Source organism: Mariniflexile jejuense (assembly GCF_042675665.1).
Classification (GTDB): Bacteria; Bacteroidota; Bacteroidia; order Flavobacteriales; family Flavobacteriaceae; genus Mariniflexile; species Mariniflexile jejuense.
Genome location: NZ_JBHTJI010000042.1, coordinates 23,018 through 43,164 on the forward strand (window position 1 = coordinate 23,018; position 20,147 = coordinate 43,164).

Below are 20,147 nucleotides of genomic sequence, written 5' to 3' on the forward strand. Positions count from 1 at the left end.
AACCAACTAAATTAAAAGTTATCGACATTTAAAATTACTTTAACCGACCGAAAATCTTTAATACTTAAGAAGCTGTTATTTATTTTAATAATAGCTTCTTTTGTTTTTGATAAAGATTGCTTTTTAGGAATTTTTACTAAAATATTTTTATGAAACTGATTTCTAATTCTTGAAATTGGTGGCGATTCTGGTCCTAATATATAATCGCCAAAAACATTTCGTAATGATTTAGCATACCAAATGGATGCCGTTTCAACTTTAGTATAATCTTTATGTTTTAAAGTAATTTTAATTTGTTTAAAAACTGGTGGGTATTTAAAGTTATAACGCTCATTCATTTGCTCGTTATACATGTCTATATAATTATTGGTAGAAACCTGCTGCAAAATATTATGATGCGGATTGTAGGTTTGAATTAATACTTTACCGCGCTCTTCTGTTCTTCCTGCCCTACCCGATACTTGCAACATGAGTTGAAAACTGCGTTCGTGCGCTCTAAAATCTGGAAAGTTTAGCATGTTATCAGCATTCATAATACCTACTAACTTTACGTTTCTAAAATCTAAACCCTTTGTTAGCATTTGCGTACCTACTAATATATCTATTTCTTGTTGTTCTAAAGCTGTAATTATTTTTTCGTAACCATATTTTCCGCGAGTGGTATCTAAATCCATTCTGGCTACTTTTGAATTTGGAAACAACAACTTCACTTCTTCTTCAATTTGCTCTGTACCAAAACCTTTATTATCTAACTCTGGGCTTCCGCAAGCAGAACAGGTTTTTCGCATTACTTCTGCAAAACCACAATAATGACAACGCAATTGGTCGCGATATTGATGGTAAGTTAAACTTACATCGCAATTTGGACATTGTGGCGCATGACCGCAAGTATTACACTCAACAATAGGCGAAAACCCACGGCGGTTTTGAAAAAGTATAATTTGTTGACCTTCACGCAAAGTTTCAGTCATTTCTTCTAGCAATCTATCACTAAAATGACCTTTCATCAACTTTTTTTTCTGCTTCTCTTTAATATCAACCAACTCAATATCTGGCATCAAAACATCGTTAAAACGCTTGGTTATTTCAACAAAACCATACTTATTTTGTTTTGCATTAAAATAGCTTTCTAAACTTGGCGTAGCCGAACCTAAAAGTGTTTTTGCTTGATGTATATGAGCTAATACAACCGCCGTATCGCGTGCATGGTAGCGTGGTGCAGGATCAAATTGTTTAAAAGAGGTTTCGTGCTCTTCATCAACTATAATCAATCCTAAACTATTAAATGGTAAAAATATAGAAGAACGTGCACCTAAAACTATTTGCGCTTTCGCGGAATTATTCAATACGTTATTCCAAACTTCAACCCGCTCGTGTGATGAGTATTTTGAATGAAAAACAGCCACTTGTTCACCGAAATAGTTTTGAAGTCGGGTGATTAATTGTGCTGTTAAAGCTATTTCTGGCAGCAAATACAAAACCTGTTTACCTGTACTTAAAACAGTTTCAATTAGTTTTACATACACTTCGGTTTTACCTGATGATGTTACACCATGAAGCAACACAACGGATTGTTCTTTAAATGACTCTTTAATTTCATTTAAAGCTGTGTTTTGGTATTCGTTTAACTTTTTTGAATCTTCATTATCATCACCAGCATATTGAATTCTATCTGTTTGAATAAAATACTCTTCAAGAACACCTTTATCTATCAGCGATTTTATAATAGAAGCAGACGCATCACTTTCTTTTGTTAAATCTGCAAATTTAACTGGCTTTTTTGTGGTAGCAGAAATTGAAAACAAGGTTAATATAACTTGATGCTGTTTTGGCGCCCGACTTAAATTGTTCAATAAATTTTCAAGAGCACTTTCTGAAGCATATTTTATGTGCAACTTTACATAACGAACTAGTTTAGGCTTGTATTTTTCAAAAACCTCTTCTTCAATAGCTATGGCTTCTTTTTCTATTAACCGTTGTATAACGGGAAGTACATTTTTTTTATCAAGAATATTGGCTATATCATGAATTTTTAATGATGATTGATGCTGTAGTGCTTCATAAACTAAAAATTCATCATCTTTTAAAATAGTTTCATCAATAGTTTTTGTGTTTTTTACAATGATAGTTTCACTTTCTAACACAAATGCACTTGGCAATGCTGCTCGCATAACATCGCCCAAAGTACACATATAATAATTTGCTATCCACTGCCAAAGCTGTAGTTGCTTTTCATTTACTATTGGACCTTCATCTAAAATTTGATGAATATCTTTAGCTTCATAAGTAGTTGGTGCTTCATTATGAATTTTAGCAACTATACCTGTATAAATTTTAGATTTTCCGAAAGGCACTGCAACACGCATTCCTATTTTTAAAAAAGTCGCTTCAGCAGGTGTTATGCTATAAGTAAATAACTTTTGTAATGGTACTGGAATAATAACATCTATAAAATACAGCATAAGCTAAAACCTTTCGCGTAATTTGTTTAAAGACGTATTCAATTCATGTCCAAGCAGTAAAATATTAGCGTTTAACCATAAATAAATCATTAATATTAAAAGTGCGCCAATAGAACCGTATAATTTGTTATACTGACCAAAATTTTCAATATAAACACCAAATAAAAAGGATAGAATAATAATTAACGATGTAGTAAACATAGCACCGACAGAAAAGAATTTTGAATTTCTACCTTCTTTAGTTCCAAAATAATACATAGTTGCTGTTGCTATATAAACCATAATTATAAAAAACACATATTTAACAACATTAAACCAAAACACACTTTGCGCAGCAACATTATAGCCTTTATTATGAAGCGTATCTAACACTTTTTGTACTACGTATATTTGAAAGTAACCTAATACAGCTATTGTAATTATTAGTAAAAAAGCTAATATTAATGCAACACCCAAAGCGTACAAATATTGACGAAACACGTTTCTAGACAATTGTTCGTGATATGAATTTTCAAAACCAGAAAAAAGTGCATTAACACCATTTGCCATAAGCATGATTGATAATACAAAAACAGACGACAATAATCCACCTCGTTGCGATTGGTCTATACCTTCAAAAATACTTTCGAAGAAAAAATCGGAGGTACTTGGTGGTAAAAACGATTCTAGAAACCTTAAAAATTCAATTTTAAAATCGTCAATTGGCACGTAAGGTATGATTATTAATATAAAAAGTAAAAAAGGAAATATTGCCATAAAAAAACTAAAAGCAATAGCACTTGCTCTGGTAGTTAAGGCGCCTTTTAAAATACCTGTTATGTAAAGCTCTAATAAATCGTAAAATGATAAACCATCAAGACCAGGCAATTTAGCTTGCTTAAAAAAACGCACCACCTGCTTTACAACAGGTATTTTTTTAAGTTTTTCTTCAAGAGATTTGGTCATTTATAGTTTGCATTAAAATTGATAACAAAGTTATTAAAATTAAAAATGCCAGTATAATAAAAGCATATTATACTGGCATTTTTAATTTATTTTTAAGACAAACTAATTAATAGCCTTTAAACTTAAATCCATATTATGTACTGAATGTGTTAAAGCTCCAGAAGAAATGTAATTAACGCCACACTCTGCATAGTGCCTAATAGTACTTTCATTTATATTTCCAGATGATTCTGTTAAGCACTTATCACCAATCATTTTTACAGCTTTTTTAGTATCTTCATAATCAAAATTATCAAGTAAAATTCTGTAAACACCATCACATTGTAGTATTTCTTCAACTTCACTTAAATTTCTGGCTTCTACCATAATTTGTAAATTTTTGCCAGAATCTTTTAAGTATTGTTTACTCATTTCTATGGCTTTAGTAATACCTCCAGCAAAATCTATGTGGTTATCTTTAAGCATAATCATATCGTAAAGTGCAAATCTGTGGTTTTCACCGCCACCAATTTTTACAGCCCATTTTTCTAAAACACGAATACCAGGTGTTGTTTTTCTTGTGTCTAAAATTTGGGTTTTTGTACCTTTAAGTAAATCTACAAACATGCGTGTTTTTGTAGCAATAGCACTCATACGTTGCATTGCATTTAGCACTGTGCGTTCTGCTTTTAAAATAGATTGCGATGGTCCTTCAACATACATAACCACATCGCCATAAGTAACCTCAGAACCATCTTCAATAAGCACTTCTAATTTTAAACTTTTATCAACGTAGGCAAATACTTTTTTAGCAAAATTAACGCCACCAATAATACCTTTGTCTTTAACTAAAAGTTTTGCTTTACCTCTAGCATTTTCTGGTATGCAAGCTAATGAACTATGATCGCCATCGCCAACATCTTCTCTAATGGCATTAGCTATTATCGACTTGACTTCTTGATCAAATTGTTCTTGTGTTATCATAGTTAAGGTTGATTTGCAACAAAAATAAGAAATTGATTTACTTTTTTTTAATTTACAATTATGATTTTTATAAATTTTTAATATTTAAATTCATTATTCATAATTACTAAGTATTATTTTTGCGGTTATGACTATCAAATTAATTGCCATAGGAAAAACCGATAACAAGGAATTACAATCGCTTATTGATGATTACACAAAACGTTTAAGCTTCTATATCAAGTTTTTAGCTGAAATTATTCCCGATATAAAAAATGTTAAGAATTTAAGTGAAGAACAACAAAAACAAAAAGAAGGCGAACTTATTCTTAACAAACTTAATGCAACCGATGTTTTAATTTTATTAGATGAAAACGGAAAACAGTTTGATTCTGTTAATTTTTCAGAATATTTACAAAAACACATGAATGCTGGCATGAAGCAATTGGTATTTGTAATTGGCGGTCCTTACGGTTTTTCTGAAGATGTGTATAAAAAAGCAAATGGGAAACTATCATTATCAAAAATGACATTTTCCCATCAAATGATTCGCTTATTTTTTATTGAACAATTATACCGTGGCTTTACCATTTTAAAAAATGAACCTTACCACCACAGGTAATAAATATGAATAATTGATAATTACTCATTAGTCCATTAATTAGTGTGTTTTAAAAACTTCTTTTCGTTTTTCTAGTTGGCGTTCTAAATCGCTAATAGTTTCGCGTACAGATACTTCAAAATTACGTTCGGTTGAGGTTGCAAAAATTCGTGGTCCTGGTAAGCTCAATTCTATATTACAAATTTTTCCAGTATCGTGTTTGTTTTCATCTTGTTTAAAATAAACGGTTGCACTTATTATAAATTCATATTTGTTAAATAGTTTTTTTAGTTTTTCTTCAGTGAAAGAAGATAATGTTTCACTCACATCTACACCTACATATTGAAAATTTACTGTCATAATATTTATTTTTACTTAGTTTAACGTCATGTAAAATACATTATTTTTAATGAAATTTAGCATACTTTGGTCATAAAAAAAGTTAAAATATTTTATATACAGATAATCAATAAATTAAAAAAACAAGAATTAAAAAACGTTATAAATACTTTTAAAAATAATTACTTCAGCTCTTTTAATACAGCTAAAAGTACGGTGTCCGATAACCTGTGTTTATAGTCAATATTAATATATTCAAACAAAATTTCACCCGATTTATCAACAACAAAAACAACAGACCTACACATAAAAACAAATATTCATTAATTTTAAGATTCGTTTTTACTTTTTTGAAATGATTACCACTATTTTTGAACTAAATTTTACAAAATGCAACTCGTTTTCGCTACCAATAATTTAAATAAACTAAAAGAAGTGCAAGCCTTAATACCTGAACACATAAAATTGTTGAGTTTAGAAGCAATTGGCTGTTTTGAAGATATTCCTGAAACCCAAAACACTATTGAAGGCAATGCCATTCAAAAAGCAAACTATATTAAAGAAAACTATGGGTACGATTGTTTTGCAGATGATACAGGTTTGGAAGTTGAAGCTTTAAACGGCGAACCAGGTGTTTTTTCCGCACGTTATGCGGGCGAACAACGAAATGCCGATGATAATATGAACAAGCTTTTAAACAACCTACATAATAAAACCAACCGAAATGCCCAATTTAAAACCGTAATCGCTTTGCATTTCAACAACAAAAAACACTCATTTACAGGCATATGCGAAGGCGAAATTACAAACACAAAGCAAGGTGAAAACGGTTTTGGCTACGACCCAATTTTTAAACCAAAAGGGTATGAAAACACATTTGCAGAAATGGATTTAAGTTTAAAAAACAGTATTGGGCATCGTGGTAAAGCCATAGTACAATTAGTTCAATTTTTAAATTCTTAATATTAAAAAATCATTATAAATTTTAACAATGCTGTTGGTTGTTAATATTCTTTATGCTACTTTTAAATTATGACAGAGGAAGATATAGAAAAAGAAAATGCAGCCATAACCAAAGCCTACAAAGAGTTATTAAAAGTTAGTTACACAACACTTACTGATGATGATAAAAAACTAATTCGTAAAGCTTTTGAAGTTGCCGTAGACGGACATAAAAACCAGCGCAGAAAATCAGGCGAAGCCTACATTTTCCACCCCATAGCAGTGGCTAAAATTGTGGCACAAGAAATTGGGTTAGATGCCACATCTATTGCCGCAGCATTATTACATGATGTGGTTGAAGATAGTCCTGATTATGAAATTGAAGATATTGAAAACCAATTCGGAAAAACCGTAGCTACTATAGTTGACGGACTCACAAAAATATCATCATTAAGTAAAGAAAAAGACATGAATGTGTCTTTGCAAGCAGAAAATTTTAGAAAAATGCTGCTTACACTAAATGACGATGTTCGAGTAATCATCATTAAAATAGCAGATCGCCTTCATAACATGCAAACAATGGATTCGATGCAACTTGATAAACAAGAAAAAATAGCATCGGAAACACTGTATATTTATTCTCCTTTAGCGCATCGTATTGGGCTTTACAACATCAAAACAAAACTTGAAGATTTAGCTTTAAAATATACCGAACCAGACGTTTATAATGATATTTTACACAAAATAAAGGAAAGTAAGGAAGAACAAGATTTATATATAGAGCAGTTTAGCGATGTTATAAAAAAATCGTTAGACAAAGAAAATTTAGACTATACTATAAAAGGACGACCAAAATCTATTTTTTCAATTAGACGGAAAATGGTAAAACAAGGCGTTACTTTTGATGAAGTTTACGACAAATTTGCCATTAGAATTATTTACAAAAGCAACCCTGAAAGCGAAAAATTTCTAGCATGGAAAATTTACTCTATTGTAACCGACCATTTTAGACCAAACCCTATTCGTCTTCGCGATTGGATATCATCACCAAAATCAACAGGTTATGAAGCATTACACATAACAGTAATGGGTCCAAAAGGCCGCTGGGTAGAAGTACAAATTCGTAGCGAACGCATGAATGAAATAGCCGAAAAAGGCTATGCAGCACACTATAAATATAAACAAGAAGGCGAAAAAGAAGATAATTTAGAAGATTGGATAAACAAATTGCAAGAAGCACTTGAAAACCCAGAAACCAATGCGGTTGATTTTGTTGAACAATTTAAGCTAAACCTATATTCCAAAGAAATATTTGTTTTTACTCCCGCTGGTGAATTAAAATCGCTACCAAAAGGCGCAACACCTTTAGATTTTGCTTTTAATATTCATACCGAAGTTGGTATGAAAACCCGTGGTGCAAAAGTAAACGGCAAACTTGTACCTTTAAATCATGTTTTACAAAGTGGCGACCAAGTTGATATTTTAACTTCTGAAACCGCAAAACCAAACCCCAATTGGTTAGATTACGCAACAACAGCTAGGGCTAGAAGCAAAATAAAATCGGCTTTAAGAGAAGATAAAAAACGCTTAGGAGAAGAAGGAAAAGAAATATTACGCCGAAAATTAAAACAGCTAAAAATAAATCTTAATGAAGCATCTATAAACGAATTAGTTGTATTTTTCAAACTAAAAACAAGTCTAGATTTATTTTACAGAGTTGGTATTGGAACTATAGACAATAACATGCTTAAAGACTACGCTTCATCTAGAAGCAATGCTTTAATGACCTTTATTAAAAGCAAAATTTCTAGAAAAGCCAATGCCAAAAAAGAAGATTTAGATAAAGAAGAAATAACTACCAATTATGACTCGCTAGTATTTGGTAAAGAACAAGAAAAACTAGATTACAAACTCGCCAATTGCTGCAACCCAATACCTGGTGATGATGTATTTGGTTTTTTAACCGTTTCTGAAGGCATAAAAGTTCATAAAAAAAACTGCCCCAATGCATTAAGTTTACAATCTAACTATGCATATAGAATTATGCCCGCCAAATGGGTAGATTCTACACAGCAAGAATTTTTAGCCCAAATATCAATAACAGGAATAGACCATATAGGTTTAGTAAATGATGTTACAAAGGTTATTTCAGAAAACATGCATGTTAATATGAAGAGTATTAGTTTTGAAAGTGAAGGCGGTATTTTTTCTGGAAAAATTAATTTAGTAGTTAAAAATAATACCCTTCTAAAAAAGCTATTAGAAAAACTTAAAAAAATTAATGGCATAGATAAGGTAACTAGAGTTTAAAAAAGTGTAAATTTGCAACGAAATTATGAATGCAAGCGCAGAAACAAAAAATCAAGAAATAGTAAAAAGTGTTTTTACTAACTTTTTAGAAACCAACGGGCACCGTAAAACACCCGAACGATACGCTATACTGCAAGAAATTTACAACAATAAAGAGCATTTTGATATAGAATCCCTATATCTTAATATGAAAAATAAAAAATATCGTGTATCAAGAGCAACACTTTATAACACGATAGAATTACTACTAGAATGCAAATTGGTAAGGAAACATCAATTTGGTCAAAATCAGGCACATTACGAAAAATCGTATTTTGATAGACAACATGACCATGTCATTTTAACCGACACAGGCGAAGTTATCGAGTTTTGCGACCCAAGAATTCAATCTATAAAAAAAACCATCGAAGAAGTTTTCGATATTGAAATAAATAATCATTCACTATATTTCTACGGAAATAGAAAATCAACTAAATAACTAATTTTTTACAATGGCAGTAGATTTACTACTAGGACTACAATGGGGAGACGAAGGCAAAGGAAAAATTGTTGACGTACTTACCTCTAACTACAATATTATTGCACGTTTTCAAGGTGGTCCAAACGCAGGACATACACTTGTTTTTAACGGAAAAAAACATGTTTTACACACCATTCCATCAGGTATATTTCATGAAAACACCATCAACTTAGTTGGTAATGGTGTTGTTATCGATCCTGTAATTTTTAAAGGTGAGTTAGACAAATTAGAAGCTCAAAATGTAGATTACAGAAAGTCTTTAGTTATTTCGCGTAAAGCACATATTATATTACCAACGCACCGTTTATTAGATGCTGCAAGTGAAGCATCTAAAGGAAAAGCTAAAATTGGTTCAACCCTTAAAGGTATTGGCCCAACCTACATGGATAAAACTGGTAGAAACGGATTACGTGTTGGCGATTTAGAATTAAGCGATTGGAAAGAACGTTACAGAGCATTGGCAGACAAACATGAATCAATGATTGCTTTCTACAATGTTGATATTGAATACAACCTAGCAGAACTAGAATCAGAATTTTTTAAAGCAGTTGATGTTTTAAAATCTTTAAAATTTATAGATTCTGAAGAATATATTTACCAAGCACAAAAATCAGGACAATCTATTCTTGCAGAAGGTGCTCAAGGTTCTTTGTTAGACATCGATTTTGGAACATATCCATTCGTAACCTCAAGCAACACAACTGCTGCAGGCGCTTGTACAGGTTTAGGTGTTGCACCAAACCAAATTGGCGAGGTTTTTGGTATTTTTAAAGCTTATACAACACGTGTAGGTTCTGGACCATTCCCTACTGAATTGTTTGATGAAGATGGAGCAACCATGAGTCGTGTAGGAAACGAGTTTGGTGCTACTACTGGTCGACCAAGACGTTGCGGATGGTTAGACTTAGTTGCCTTAAAATACGCTTGTCAGGTAAACGGTGTTACCCAATTAATGATGATGAAAGGCGATGTGCTTTCTGGTTTTAAAACCTTAAAAGTATGTACCGCTTATAAATATAAAGGCGAAATTATTTCTCATTTCCCTTATAATATTGAACCAGAAAATGTAGAACCAATTTACACTGAAGTTAGTGGTTGGGCAGAAGATTTGACTGAAATGGCAAAAGCATCTCAAATGCCAAAAGCCTTAAATGATTATATTGAATTTTTAGAAAAAGAATTAGAAATTCCTATCACAATCGTTTCTGTTGGACCAGATAGAAAACAAACTATTTTTAGAAAGTAATTCATTTTACTCAATATATAAAAAACGCTTCAAAATTATTTGGAGCGTTTTTTGTTCCAATACAATTATACATTATAATTATCGTTATTTTTGCGACAAACTTTTAAGAATTTGAACAAACAAACGTTTTATACCATACTGCTTCTTAACTTCTTTTCTATAGGAATTATTAATTCGCAAGACAAAAAGAAGATTGAAATTGAATATGCTGGTAGGCTAACCATAGATGAATTAAACTACCCTGGAGCAAAAATATTAACCCGAGATGAAATGCAACAAGTTCATATTGTACAAGGCAGCATCAATATGTGGAGTGATAAAGCTATTTACTACAGCGGTGAAAATTTTATTGAAGCTTATGGAAATGTAACACTAATTCAAGGAGACACAATCAATATGTCTTCAAAATATATTGAATACAGTGGTATAACGCAATTAGCATTTGCCAGTGGTAATGTGGTATTACAAGACCCAAATTCAACCATTTCGTCAGACACCTTATATTTTGATCGTGTAAAGCAACAAGCATTTTACAAAAATGGTGGTACCGTTGTAAAAGATACTTCTGGCACCATCACCAGTAAGGTAGGAAGGTATTATATGGAACAAAAAAAATACCAGTTTGTTGACGATGTAAAATTGGTAAATAAAGATGCAACCATAAATTCTAATTATTTCGATTTTTTTTCAGATACGGGTTATGCTTACCTATATGGTCCTTCAACTATAAATACTACAGAAAGTAATACCTATACCGAAAAAGGATTTTATGACACAAAAAAGAGAACGGGTTATGCCGTAAAAAATTCTAAAATAAATTACAACAATCGTATTATTGAAGGTGATAGCATTTATTTTGATGACACCATAAAATTTGCTTCCGCAACCAACAATATTAAAGTTACAGATACCATAAATCACAGCATTGCTATAGGGCATTATGCTGAAGTTTTTAAAGCCCAAGACTCTTTATTTTTAACCAAACGTGCGCTGGTAGTTACCAAACAAGAAAACGATTCTATTTACATGCACGCCGATAAAATAATGATGACTGGAAAACCAGAAAACCGTATTGTTAGAGCTTATTATAACGCTAAAATTTACAAATCAGATTTAAGTGGAAAAGCCGATTCTATACACTCAAACCAAAAAACTGGTATTACGAAGCTAATAAATTTAGCACGTTTTAATAATTCTGATATTTTTTCAACCAAACGAAGACCTATCATGTGGAATATAGAAAACCAAATGACGGGTGATACTATTCATCTTATTTCAAACCCTGAAACCGAAAAATTAGATTCACTTTTAGTATTTAATAACGCATTCATAATAAGCAAAGACACTATTAGTAAAACAGGCTTCAATCAAATTTTCGGAATTAAACTCGTTGGTTTATTTAATGATGAAAACAAATTACGAAAAGTAGATATTGTTAAAAATGCAGAATCAATATTTTACGCCAGAAACGATAAACAAGAACTTATAGGCATAGATAAAGCACGCTCCGGAAGTATTTCCATACTTTTTGCAGATGGCGATATAGAAGAATATACGCGTTACAACCAAATTGATGGTAATTTGTATCCTGAAGACGAATACCCAAAAAACGAAAAGCGACTAAAAGGCTTCGATTGGCGTGAAGATGAAAGACCACTTAGCGTAGAAGATTTATTTAAAGATGATGAACCTCTGGAATTAACAACCATTAAAGGTTTAGAAGATTATGTGCCCCAAGATGCTTTTTTTGATGAAGAATTATTGGAACGTATTAAGATATCAGGACAAGGTTTTATTGTTAATAGAGCAGCTCAAAGTATTCCTGATGAAGATAATTCTAACGAAAATTTATTAGAATCTAGTAATAATTTAAATGATCCAATATGGCAAAAACATGATTTACAAATAAAGTCTAATACAGTTTTATCGCCAAATAATAAAAAAGATGCGGGATTTATTACTGGTAAAAAAAATAGTGATGGATACATTTATCAAATAGAAAATAAAACAACTGGTACTTATTTATGGAGCGTTTGGTTAAAAGGTAATGGAACTGTCAGAATATCTATTCAAAAAAATGACAATAGTAACAAAGACTATAGTTATTTAGATATTTACTTAACCAATGATTGGAAAAAGTATTCTGTTATGGCTAAAAAGCCTAATGATGGCATTAATTTTCGGTGTGTAATCTATGCTATACAACTAGAAGACGAGTTTAGTATTTGGCAACCTAAACTTATAGAACTAAAACAAAAATAGCTTTTGAAACAAGATTTCCTAAAATACCAAGCGCAAACCTCACCACATCCATTAGCAATGGAAGTATCTCATGCTAACGGAAGTTATATATATGACACTAACAACAAAGCTTATTTAGATTTTGTTGCAGGCGTTTCAGCTACACCATTAGGTCATAACCATCCAAAGGTTATAAACGCCATAAAAGAACAATTAGACAAATACATGCATGTAATGGTGTATGGTGAATACGCCCAAAATGCACCCGTTAAACTTGCTAAATTACTTGCTAAAAATTTACCTTTTCCCTTAGAAAAAACGTATTTAACTAACTCTGGTACCGAAGCTATTGAAGGCGCTTTAAAACTAGCTAAACGTGCCACAGGACGAAGTGAAATAATATCTGCAAACAACGCATACCATGGCAACACTATGGGGTCTATGAGTGTTATGGGTTATGAAGAACGCAAGCAAGCTTTCAGACCATTGTTACCCGATGTGCGCTTCATTAATTTTAATAATGAAGACGATTTAAAGCTTATTACCACAAAAACAGCAGGTGTTATTTTAGAAACCATACAAGGCGGTGCTGGTTTTATTCAACCAGAAAATGGTTATTTGGAAAAAGTAAGGAAGCGTTGCGATGCCGTTGGAGCACTTTTAATTTTAGATGAAATTCAACCAGGTATTGGTAGAACAGGAAAATTATTTGGTTTTGAAAACTACAATTGCATACCAGATATTTTGGTAATAGGGAAAGGCTTAGGTGGCGGCATGCCAATTGGTGCTTTTACAGCATCAAGCCAACACATGGACCTTTTACAAAACAATCCAAAATTAGGACATATAACAACTTTTGGTGGGCATCCTGTTATTGCAGCTTCTGCCCTAGCTACTTTAAAGGAAATAACCGAAAGTAATTTAATGGCTGAAGCCCTAGAAAAAGAACAACTTTTTCGCAAACTTTTAGTACATCCATTAATTACAGACATTCGTGGAAAAGGACTTATGTTAGCCCTAATAACACCTTCGGCAGACATAACAAATTCAGTTATTTTACAATGTCATAATGAAGGACTCATCCTTTTTTGGTTACTTTTTGAGCCAAAAGCCGTTCGAATTACACCACCTTTAACCATTTCAAACGACGAAATCATCAAAGGTTGTAGCATAATTATCGATGTTTTAGATAAAATAAAAAAATAAAAAACATCACACAATAAGCTAAAAACCAGTTATTTAAATACTTTTATTTGAATGAAATATATAAGTGTTCATTACTTTGTTAAAAACATTTAATTATTTCGACTAATAAAAGAAGAATAGAACCTTAAATTTATTCAAGTACAACCTTACAAATGCGCTTATGGAGTTTAGTCATGATGACAACAACGATTTACCATTAACCAAATTTGAGTCGATGCTGAAAACAAACCATGTTTTATTCTTCGACTCTGAAGAATTTGAAAACATCATTCACCATTATCTTAATCAAGGTAAAATAGCTTTAGCTAAAAAAGCCATAAAATTAGGTTTAGACCAACACCCTACTTCTACTAATTTAAAGCTTTTTAAAGTTGAAATTTATATTTTTGAAGATAAGCTAATTGAAGCCGATAAGTTATTAAACGAGCTTCATAATTTAGACCCAATGAATGAAGAAATTTACATTCAAAAGGCTAATATTTTTTCAAAGAAAGACGACCATGAACAAGCTATTGTGGTATTAAAAAAAGCTTTAGAACTTACAGATGATGTGGTTGATTTATATTCATTAATTGGAATGGAATATCTTTTCTTAGACCAATTTGAAGAAGCTAAAGGCTATTTCATGAAATGCCTTGAAGAAGATATTGAAGATTATTCAGCACTTTACAATGTAATTTATTGTTTTGAATTTTTAAATCAAGTTGAAGAAGCTATAGATTATTTAAATGTATTTTTAGATAAAAACCCATATTGCGAAGTTGCATGGCATCAATTAGGCAAGCAATATTACGCTCTTAAAAACTACAAAAAAGCATTAGCGGCCTTCGATTTCGCAATCATTTCTGATGATACGTTTGTAGGTGCTTATTTAGAACGTGGTAAAGTTTTAGAAAAATTAAAACGCTTTGAAGAAGCTATTGAAAACTATACAATTACTCTAAAGCTAGAAGACCCATCATCTTTCGCATTATTACGCATCGGTTTTTGTTATGAAAAACTAAGAAATGATGATTTAGCAGTTCAATATTTCTATAAAACCGTACATGAAGATCCATTATTAGACAAAGGATGGATTGCCATTACCCGCTATTACAACCGAAAAAGAAACTACCAAAAAGCATTATACTACATCAATAAAGCCATAAATATTGATTCTGAAAATGTAACATATTGGAAGTTATATTCACAAATTAATCAACGTTTAAATTTTTATGAAGAGGCAGAACGTGGTTTCAAAAAAACCTTAGAATTAGGCAACTACGAATTAAACACATGGCTATCTCGTGGCGATTTGTTAATTAAACTTGGCGAACCAGAAGCTGCTATTTTTAACTTTGAACAAGCTTCTGAATTTTATCCTGAAAATGCCGAAATAGAATATCGTTTAGCAGGTTTATTTTTTACTTTACTTGAAAATGACAAAGGTATCTTTCATTTAAAAAACGGTCTAAAACATAATGAAGAATATGCTTTTATTTTAGAAGAACTTTTTCCAGATGTTTCAAACAAAATACTTGTTAAAAACATACTAAAATCAAATCAATAAACAAACGTCTAGTTAAAATCCATACCTTTGGTTTTAGCTTAAAAATTAAACTATGCAAAGACGTTTCAAAAACTATTCAATAATCACTTTAAAAGGGTTAGCTATGGGTGCAGCCGATGCTATCCCAGGCGTTTCAGGCGGCACTATCGCTTTTATTTCTGGAATTTATGAAGAATTAATTGCCACCATTAGCAATATAAAACCATCACTTTTTAAAACACTTTTAAACAAAGGACTTAAAGCGTTTTGGTACGAAGCCAACGGCAACTTTGTTTTAGCACTTCTTAGCGGCATCATTATCAGCTATATCTCTTTCATGAAGCTCGCTAAATATTTATTAGAAAACGAACCTGTTTTAATATGGTCGTTCTTTTTCGGGTTAATTATAGCTAGTATTTATTTTGTTGGAAAACAAATTACTAAATGGAACTTTTCGGCTATTATCGCCTTCCTCATAGGTACTAGCATAGCTTTTTATGTAAGCATTTTGCCAACAATGGCTACAAACGATAGCGCATGGTTTTTGTTTTTTGCTGGTGCTATCGCTATTTGTGCTATGATACTACCTGGTATTTCTGGCTCTTTTATTTTAATAGTTTTAGGTGCTTATAAAACCTTAAGCGATGCAATACACGACATTGATTTAAAAAAAATAATCGTTTTTGTATTAGGTGCTATTATTGGTTTGCTAAGTTTTAGTCATGTACTAAAGTGGTTATTCAAACATTATCACAACATTACGTTAGCATTACTAACAGGTTTTATTTTTGGATCGCTAAACAAAGTTTGGCCTTGGAAAAAAACATTAACATGGCATACAGATTCAAAAGGCATAAGAAGTCCGTTGTTACAAGAAAGTGTTTCGCCTTTAGCATTTGAAGGTGACAATAAGCTTGTATTTGCTGTAATTTTAGTAATTATTGGTTTTTTAACTATTTTTATTCTTGAAAAAGTAGGTTCAAAAAAACAGTAATGGAAAGCACTAGAACACTTAAAGATAAAATTTTCTTAATTCTTAAAGGATTAGGTATGGGTGCTGCCAATAAAGTACCTGGTGTTTCTGGAGGTGTTGTTGCTTTTGTAGCTGGATTTTATGAAGAGTTTATTTATTCCTTAAAAAAAGTAAATAAAAAAGCATTTAAGCTACTAATAAACAAGCGTTTTAAAAGTTTTTATCATTACATAAATGGCAGGTTTTTAAGCTTACTTTTTTTTGGAATGATAGTTAGTTACTTTAGCATTTCAAAAGTACTAGACTATTTAATTAAACACTATGAACTTTATGTTTGGAGTGTTTTTTTCGGAATGATTATTGGCTCTATCTACTATATCAACAAAGATTTTAAAGATTGGAATTTTAAAACATATACAACATTAGCTATTGGTATTTTAATTGGTGTTAGCATTAGTTTTTTAAATCCTGCAAAAGAAAATGACAACCTTTGGTTTGTGTTTTTTTGTGGTATAATAAGTGTTTCGGGCATGACACTTCCTGGGTTTTCGGGTTCTTTCATACTCATTCTTTTAGGAAATTATGTGCTGCTTTTAGTAGATTCTGTAAACGCACTATCTGATACTTTTTTTGATATTTTTAGTGGCAATTTCAGCTTTATACATAATGCCCAACGCTTAAGAATGCTTCAGGTTTTAGCAGTTTTTACACTTGGCTCGGTTACTGGTTTAGTAACTTTTTCACACATATTAAGCTATATTTTAAAACACCACAAAAGCATTACACTTTCGGCTATAATTGGGTTTATAGTAGGTTCTTTAGGTGTTGTTTGGCCTTGGAAAAATACTATTTACAAACTAACTAATAGTGGTTTACCAATGCTAGACTCGACCGGAACAAAAATCGTTTTAAATTACGAACGTTACATTCCGCAACTAAATACCGAAACCTATTATGCTATTGCTTTTATTTTCATTGGAATTGCTATAGTTTTGGCACTTGAATATTACGGACAAAAAACAAGAAATATTAATGAATAAATTAGGATTGTTAGGTAAAAATATCTCCTACTCGTTTTCAAAAGCATACTTCAAAGAAAAGTTTGAAAACCAACAAATAACAGATACTACTTACGAAAATTTCGATATTGAAACCATCGATTTATTTCCTTCAATAATAAAAAATACTAAAAACCTAAAAGGCTTAAACGTTACCATTCCTTATAAAGAAGTGGTTGTTCCTTACCTTGATAAAGTAAATAAGAAAGCAAAAGAAATAGGTGCTGTAAACACCATTAAAATAACAAAAAAAGGAAAACTAGTTGGTTACAATACAGATTGTTATGGATTTAAAAAAACACTAAAACCCTTTTTGCAACCACACCATAAAAATGCATTAATTTTAGGTACAGGTGGCGCAAGTAAAGCCATTGCGTTTACGTTTAAAGAATTAGGAATTAGTTACCATTATGTTTCAAGAACACAATCAGAAGGTGTGAGTTTTACGTATAATTCACTTACTGAAGATACTATAAAACAGCACCAAATAATTGTAAACTGTTCACCATTAGGCACATTTCCAAATATAGAAGATTGCCCAAATATTCCATACAACGCCATTAACGAAAACCATATTTTATTCGATTTAATCTACAATCCTGAACAAACCAAGTTTTTAAGATTAGGAAAAGCACAAAATGCCACAACAATTAATGGCTTAAACATGCTAAAACTACAGGCAGAAAAAGCATGGTCAATCTGGAATTTGTATTAAAAAGCGTCAATAAACAATTAAATCCTTCACTTGTGCTTTGTAAATAATAGACTTGTTAGTATCTTTAAAGTCTAAAGCAACAAACACGAACCATAACATTTTTAAAATGTCTGATATAAATAACCTGCCAAAAGCAGAAGGAGAAGAAGAAGTTAATAAGAATGTGAGTCATTCAGATAACAACTTAGATGAAAAAAAGCCCGTAGAAGCTAATGAACCTGAAATAGTTGAAGAAGCTACTGTTCCAGAAGAAAAAGCTAGTACTACTGCTGAAACTGTTGATGATAGTGCAAATTCAGACACCGACCATGATGCTGTTTTAAATGAAATTGAAGATTCGAATGCTGAAGATGCAGAAGATGAAGGCAATAAAGAACGCCATACTATTGAAGTAAAAGCGTATGATAAAATGTCGTTGGAGGCATTAACCATAGAGTTAGAAACACTTACCAAAAACGAAAAAGTTCAAGCTATAAAATCGCATGTAGATGCAATAAACAGTGAGTTTAAAGAAAAATTTCAATCGCTATTAGACGAAAAAAAGGAAGATTTTTTAAACGATGGTGGCAACGAAATAGATTTCTACTACTCATCACCAATACAAAAACGTTTTAAAGAAGCCTACCACGATTATAGAAAAAAACTTAACGACCATTATCAAAATTTAGAGAAAAACTTAAAACAAAATTTAGCCGATAAACTTGAAATTATAGAAGAATTAAAAGGCTTAATTAATGTTGAAGAAAACATAAATACTACTTACAAACATTTTAAAGAATTACAAGAACGTTGGCGCACAACTGGTCCAATTCCAAGAGACAAGTACAATAATGCTTGGAATAGTTACCATCACCATGTAGAAATGTTTTACGACTTTTTACATTTAAACCGCGACTTACGTGATTTAGATTTTAAGCACAATTTAGAGCGAAAATTATTAATTATTGAACGTGCTGAAGAACTTGCCAAAGACGATAATGTGATGCGCGCTTTTAGAGAAATTCAAGAGCTTCATAAAATGTGGAAAGAAGAACTTGGACCTGTTGATAGAGAACATCGTGAAACTATATGGAACAAATTTAAAGCTGCCACAAAAACAATAAACGATAAACGCCAATTATACTACCAAGAAATTGATAAAGTTTACGAACTAAACCTTGAAAAGAAACTGGAAGTTATAAATGCCATAAATACAATAAGTACCGAAAATGTAAACTCGCATAATGCTTGGCAGAAAAAAATTAAAGAAATAGAAGCTTTACGCGAAACTTTTTTTAGCATTGGTAAAGTACCTAGCAAAGTAAATGAGGCTACTTGGGCAAAGTTTAAAGAATCTGTACGAACATTTAATCGTAAAAAAAATGCGTTTTACAAAGATTTAAAGAAAGACCAATATACCAATCTTCAAAAAAAATTAGAATTAATTAAAATTGCTGAAGACAATAAAGACAGTGATGATTTTGAAGTTGCAACCGCATTGATGAAAAAAATTCAAAGTGATTGGAAAAAAATTGGACACGTACCACGAAAAGACAGCGATAAAATTTGGAAACGCTTTAAAGCAGCATGTAATTTTTATTTTGATAGAATACATGCCACAAAAAATGCAGCCAATAAAGAAAGTTTAAATGCTTTTAATAACAAAACCAAACTTCTAGATTCACTTAAAGATTTAAAATCTACTGGTAATAAAGAAAAAGATGTTGAAAGCATAAAAGACTTTATAAATACTTGGAAAGAACTTGGTAGAGTACCAAACGATAAACGCTATATTGAAGGTAAATTTAATAAAGCTATTGAAGAGTTTTTAACAACCTTAAAAATGGATAAAAATGAAGTTGAAATGATTAAGTTTGAAAACAAACTTGATGCAATTTCTGCTTCAGATGATAATAAAGATTTAGATTATGAACGAAACTTTATTAGAAAAAAGATTGATGAAGTTAAAAGTCAAATCAATCAATTAGAAAATAACTTACAATTTTTTACTAATGTTGATGATGACAATCCATTAGTTAAAGATGTTCATAAAAACATAAAAGCTCACAAAGACGAATTAAAACTTTGGAAAAGTAAACTTAGTATGATTAAGGAAATGTATTAAAGTTTAAAAATTGTA

Annotated in this window: 16 protein-coding genes; 12 read left to right on the forward strand and 4 right to left on the reverse strand. The window is 31.3% G+C overall.

Annotated features, from left to right (window positions below; genetic code table 11):
• Positions 1-11: 11 nt before the first annotated feature.
• The 3 genes from priA to nadC form a co-directional block, all read right to left on the reverse strand.
• Positions 12-2,462 carry a replication restart helicase PriA gene (gene priA / locus ACFQ1R_RS13260; RefSeq protein ID WP_379926751.1) on the reverse strand — a complete coding sequence of 817 codons (2,451 nt, stop codon included), beginning with the start codon at positions 2,460-2,462 and terminating at the stop codon, positions 12-14.
• A 3-nt stretch (positions 2,463-2,465) separates the two neighbouring features.
• Positions 2,466-3,407: a YihY/virulence factor BrkB family protein gene (locus tag ACFQ1R_RS13265; RefSeq protein ID WP_379926753.1), complete on the reverse strand. Its 942-nt coding sequence runs from the start codon at positions 3,405-3,407 to the stop codon at positions 2,466-2,468.
• A gap of 102 nt (positions 3,408-3,509) precedes the next feature.
• Complete coding sequence (gene nadC / locus ACFQ1R_RS13270; RefSeq protein WP_379926754.1) at positions 3,510-4,370, reverse strand: carboxylating nicotinate-nucleotide diphosphorylase; 861 nt, start codon at positions 4,368-4,370, stop codon at positions 3,510-3,512.
• A 127-nt stretch (positions 4,371-4,497) separates the two neighbouring features.
• Here nadC and rlmH point away from each other — a divergent pair, with 127 nt between their 5' ends.
• Positions 4,498-4,971 carry a 23S rRNA (pseudouridine(1915)-N(3))-methyltransferase RlmH gene (rlmH, locus tag ACFQ1R_RS13275; RefSeq protein ID WP_379926755.1) on the forward strand — a complete coding sequence of 158 codons (474 nt, stop codon included), beginning with the start codon at positions 4,498-4,500 and terminating at the stop codon, positions 4,969-4,971.
• A gap of 39 nt (positions 4,972-5,010) precedes the next feature.
• On the opposite strand, the gene hpf is transcribed toward rlmH, so the two are convergent.
• On the reverse strand, positions 5,011-5,310 hold the full coding sequence (gene hpf / locus ACFQ1R_RS13280) for a ribosome hibernation-promoting factor, HPF/YfiA family (RefSeq protein WP_379926756.1): 300 nt from the start codon (positions 5,308-5,310) through the stop codon (positions 5,011-5,013).
• A gap of 369 nt (positions 5,311-5,679) precedes the next feature.
• Here hpf and ACFQ1R_RS13285 point away from each other — a divergent pair, with 369 nt between their 5' ends.
• From ACFQ1R_RS13285 to ACFQ1R_RS13335, 11 genes are all read left to right on the forward strand, one after another.
• The gene (locus ACFQ1R_RS13285; RefSeq protein ID WP_379926757.1) at positions 5,680-6,252 is read left to right on the forward strand and encodes a non-canonical purine NTP diphosphatase; all 573 of its coding nucleotides are present in this window, start codon (positions 5,680-5,682) and stop codon (positions 6,250-6,252) included.
• A gap of 69 nt (positions 6,253-6,321) precedes the next feature.
• Positions 6,322-8,541 carry a RelA/SpoT family protein gene (locus tag ACFQ1R_RS13290; protein ID WP_379926758.1) on the forward strand — a complete coding sequence of 740 codons (2,220 nt, stop codon included), beginning with the start codon at positions 6,322-6,324 and terminating at the stop codon, positions 8,539-8,541.
• A 25-nt stretch (positions 8,542-8,566) separates the two neighbouring features.
• A complete protein-coding gene (locus tag ACFQ1R_RS13295; protein WP_372753343.1) occupies positions 8,567-9,019 on the forward strand; it encodes a Fur family transcriptional regulator in 453 nt (150 codons plus the stop codon).
• Between the two features lie 13 nt (positions 9,020-9,032).
• Positions 9,033-10,307, forward strand: a complete 1,275-nt coding sequence (locus ACFQ1R_RS13300) for an adenylosuccinate synthase (RefSeq protein WP_379926759.1) — start codon at positions 9,033-9,035, stop codon at positions 10,305-10,307.
• A 111-nt stretch (positions 10,308-10,418) separates the two neighbouring features.
• Positions 10,419-12,569 carry an OstA-like protein gene (locus ACFQ1R_RS13305; RefSeq protein ID WP_379926760.1) on the forward strand — a complete coding sequence of 717 codons (2,151 nt, stop codon included), beginning with the start codon at positions 10,419-10,421 and terminating at the stop codon, positions 12,567-12,569.
• Positions 12,570-12,572: 3 nt separating this feature from the next.
• Complete coding sequence (locus tag ACFQ1R_RS13310) at positions 12,573-13,754, forward strand: aspartate aminotransferase family protein (RefSeq protein WP_379926761.1); 1,182 nt, start codon at positions 12,573-12,575, stop codon at positions 13,752-13,754.
• A gap of 160 nt (positions 13,755-13,914) precedes the next feature.
• The gene (locus ACFQ1R_RS13315; protein ID WP_379926762.1) at positions 13,915-15,303 is read left to right on the forward strand and encodes a tetratricopeptide repeat protein; all 1,389 of its coding nucleotides are present in this window, start codon (positions 13,915-13,917) and stop codon (positions 15,301-15,303) included.
• A 52-nt stretch (positions 15,304-15,355) separates the two neighbouring features.
• Complete coding sequence (locus ACFQ1R_RS13320) at positions 15,356-16,276, forward strand: DUF368 domain-containing protein (protein WP_379926763.1); 921 nt, start codon at positions 15,356-15,358, stop codon at positions 16,274-16,276.
• A complete protein-coding gene (locus tag ACFQ1R_RS13325) occupies positions 16,276-17,295 on the forward strand; it encodes a DUF368 domain-containing protein (RefSeq protein WP_379926764.1) in 1,020 nt (339 codons plus the stop codon). Before ACFQ1R_RS13320 ends, ACFQ1R_RS13325 begins: the two co-directional genes overlap by 1 nt.
• Positions 17,288-18,028, forward strand: a complete 741-nt coding sequence (locus ACFQ1R_RS13330; RefSeq protein WP_379926765.1) for a shikimate dehydrogenase family protein — start codon at positions 17,288-17,290, stop codon at positions 18,026-18,028. Before ACFQ1R_RS13325 ends, ACFQ1R_RS13330 begins: the two co-directional genes overlap by 8 nt.
• 106 nt (positions 18,029-18,134) lie before the next feature.
• Positions 18,135-20,132: a DUF349 domain-containing protein gene (locus tag ACFQ1R_RS13335; protein ID WP_379926766.1), complete on the forward strand. Its 1,998-nt coding sequence runs from the start codon at positions 18,135-18,137 to the stop codon at positions 20,130-20,132.
• Positions 20,133-20,147: the final 15 nt, after the last annotated feature.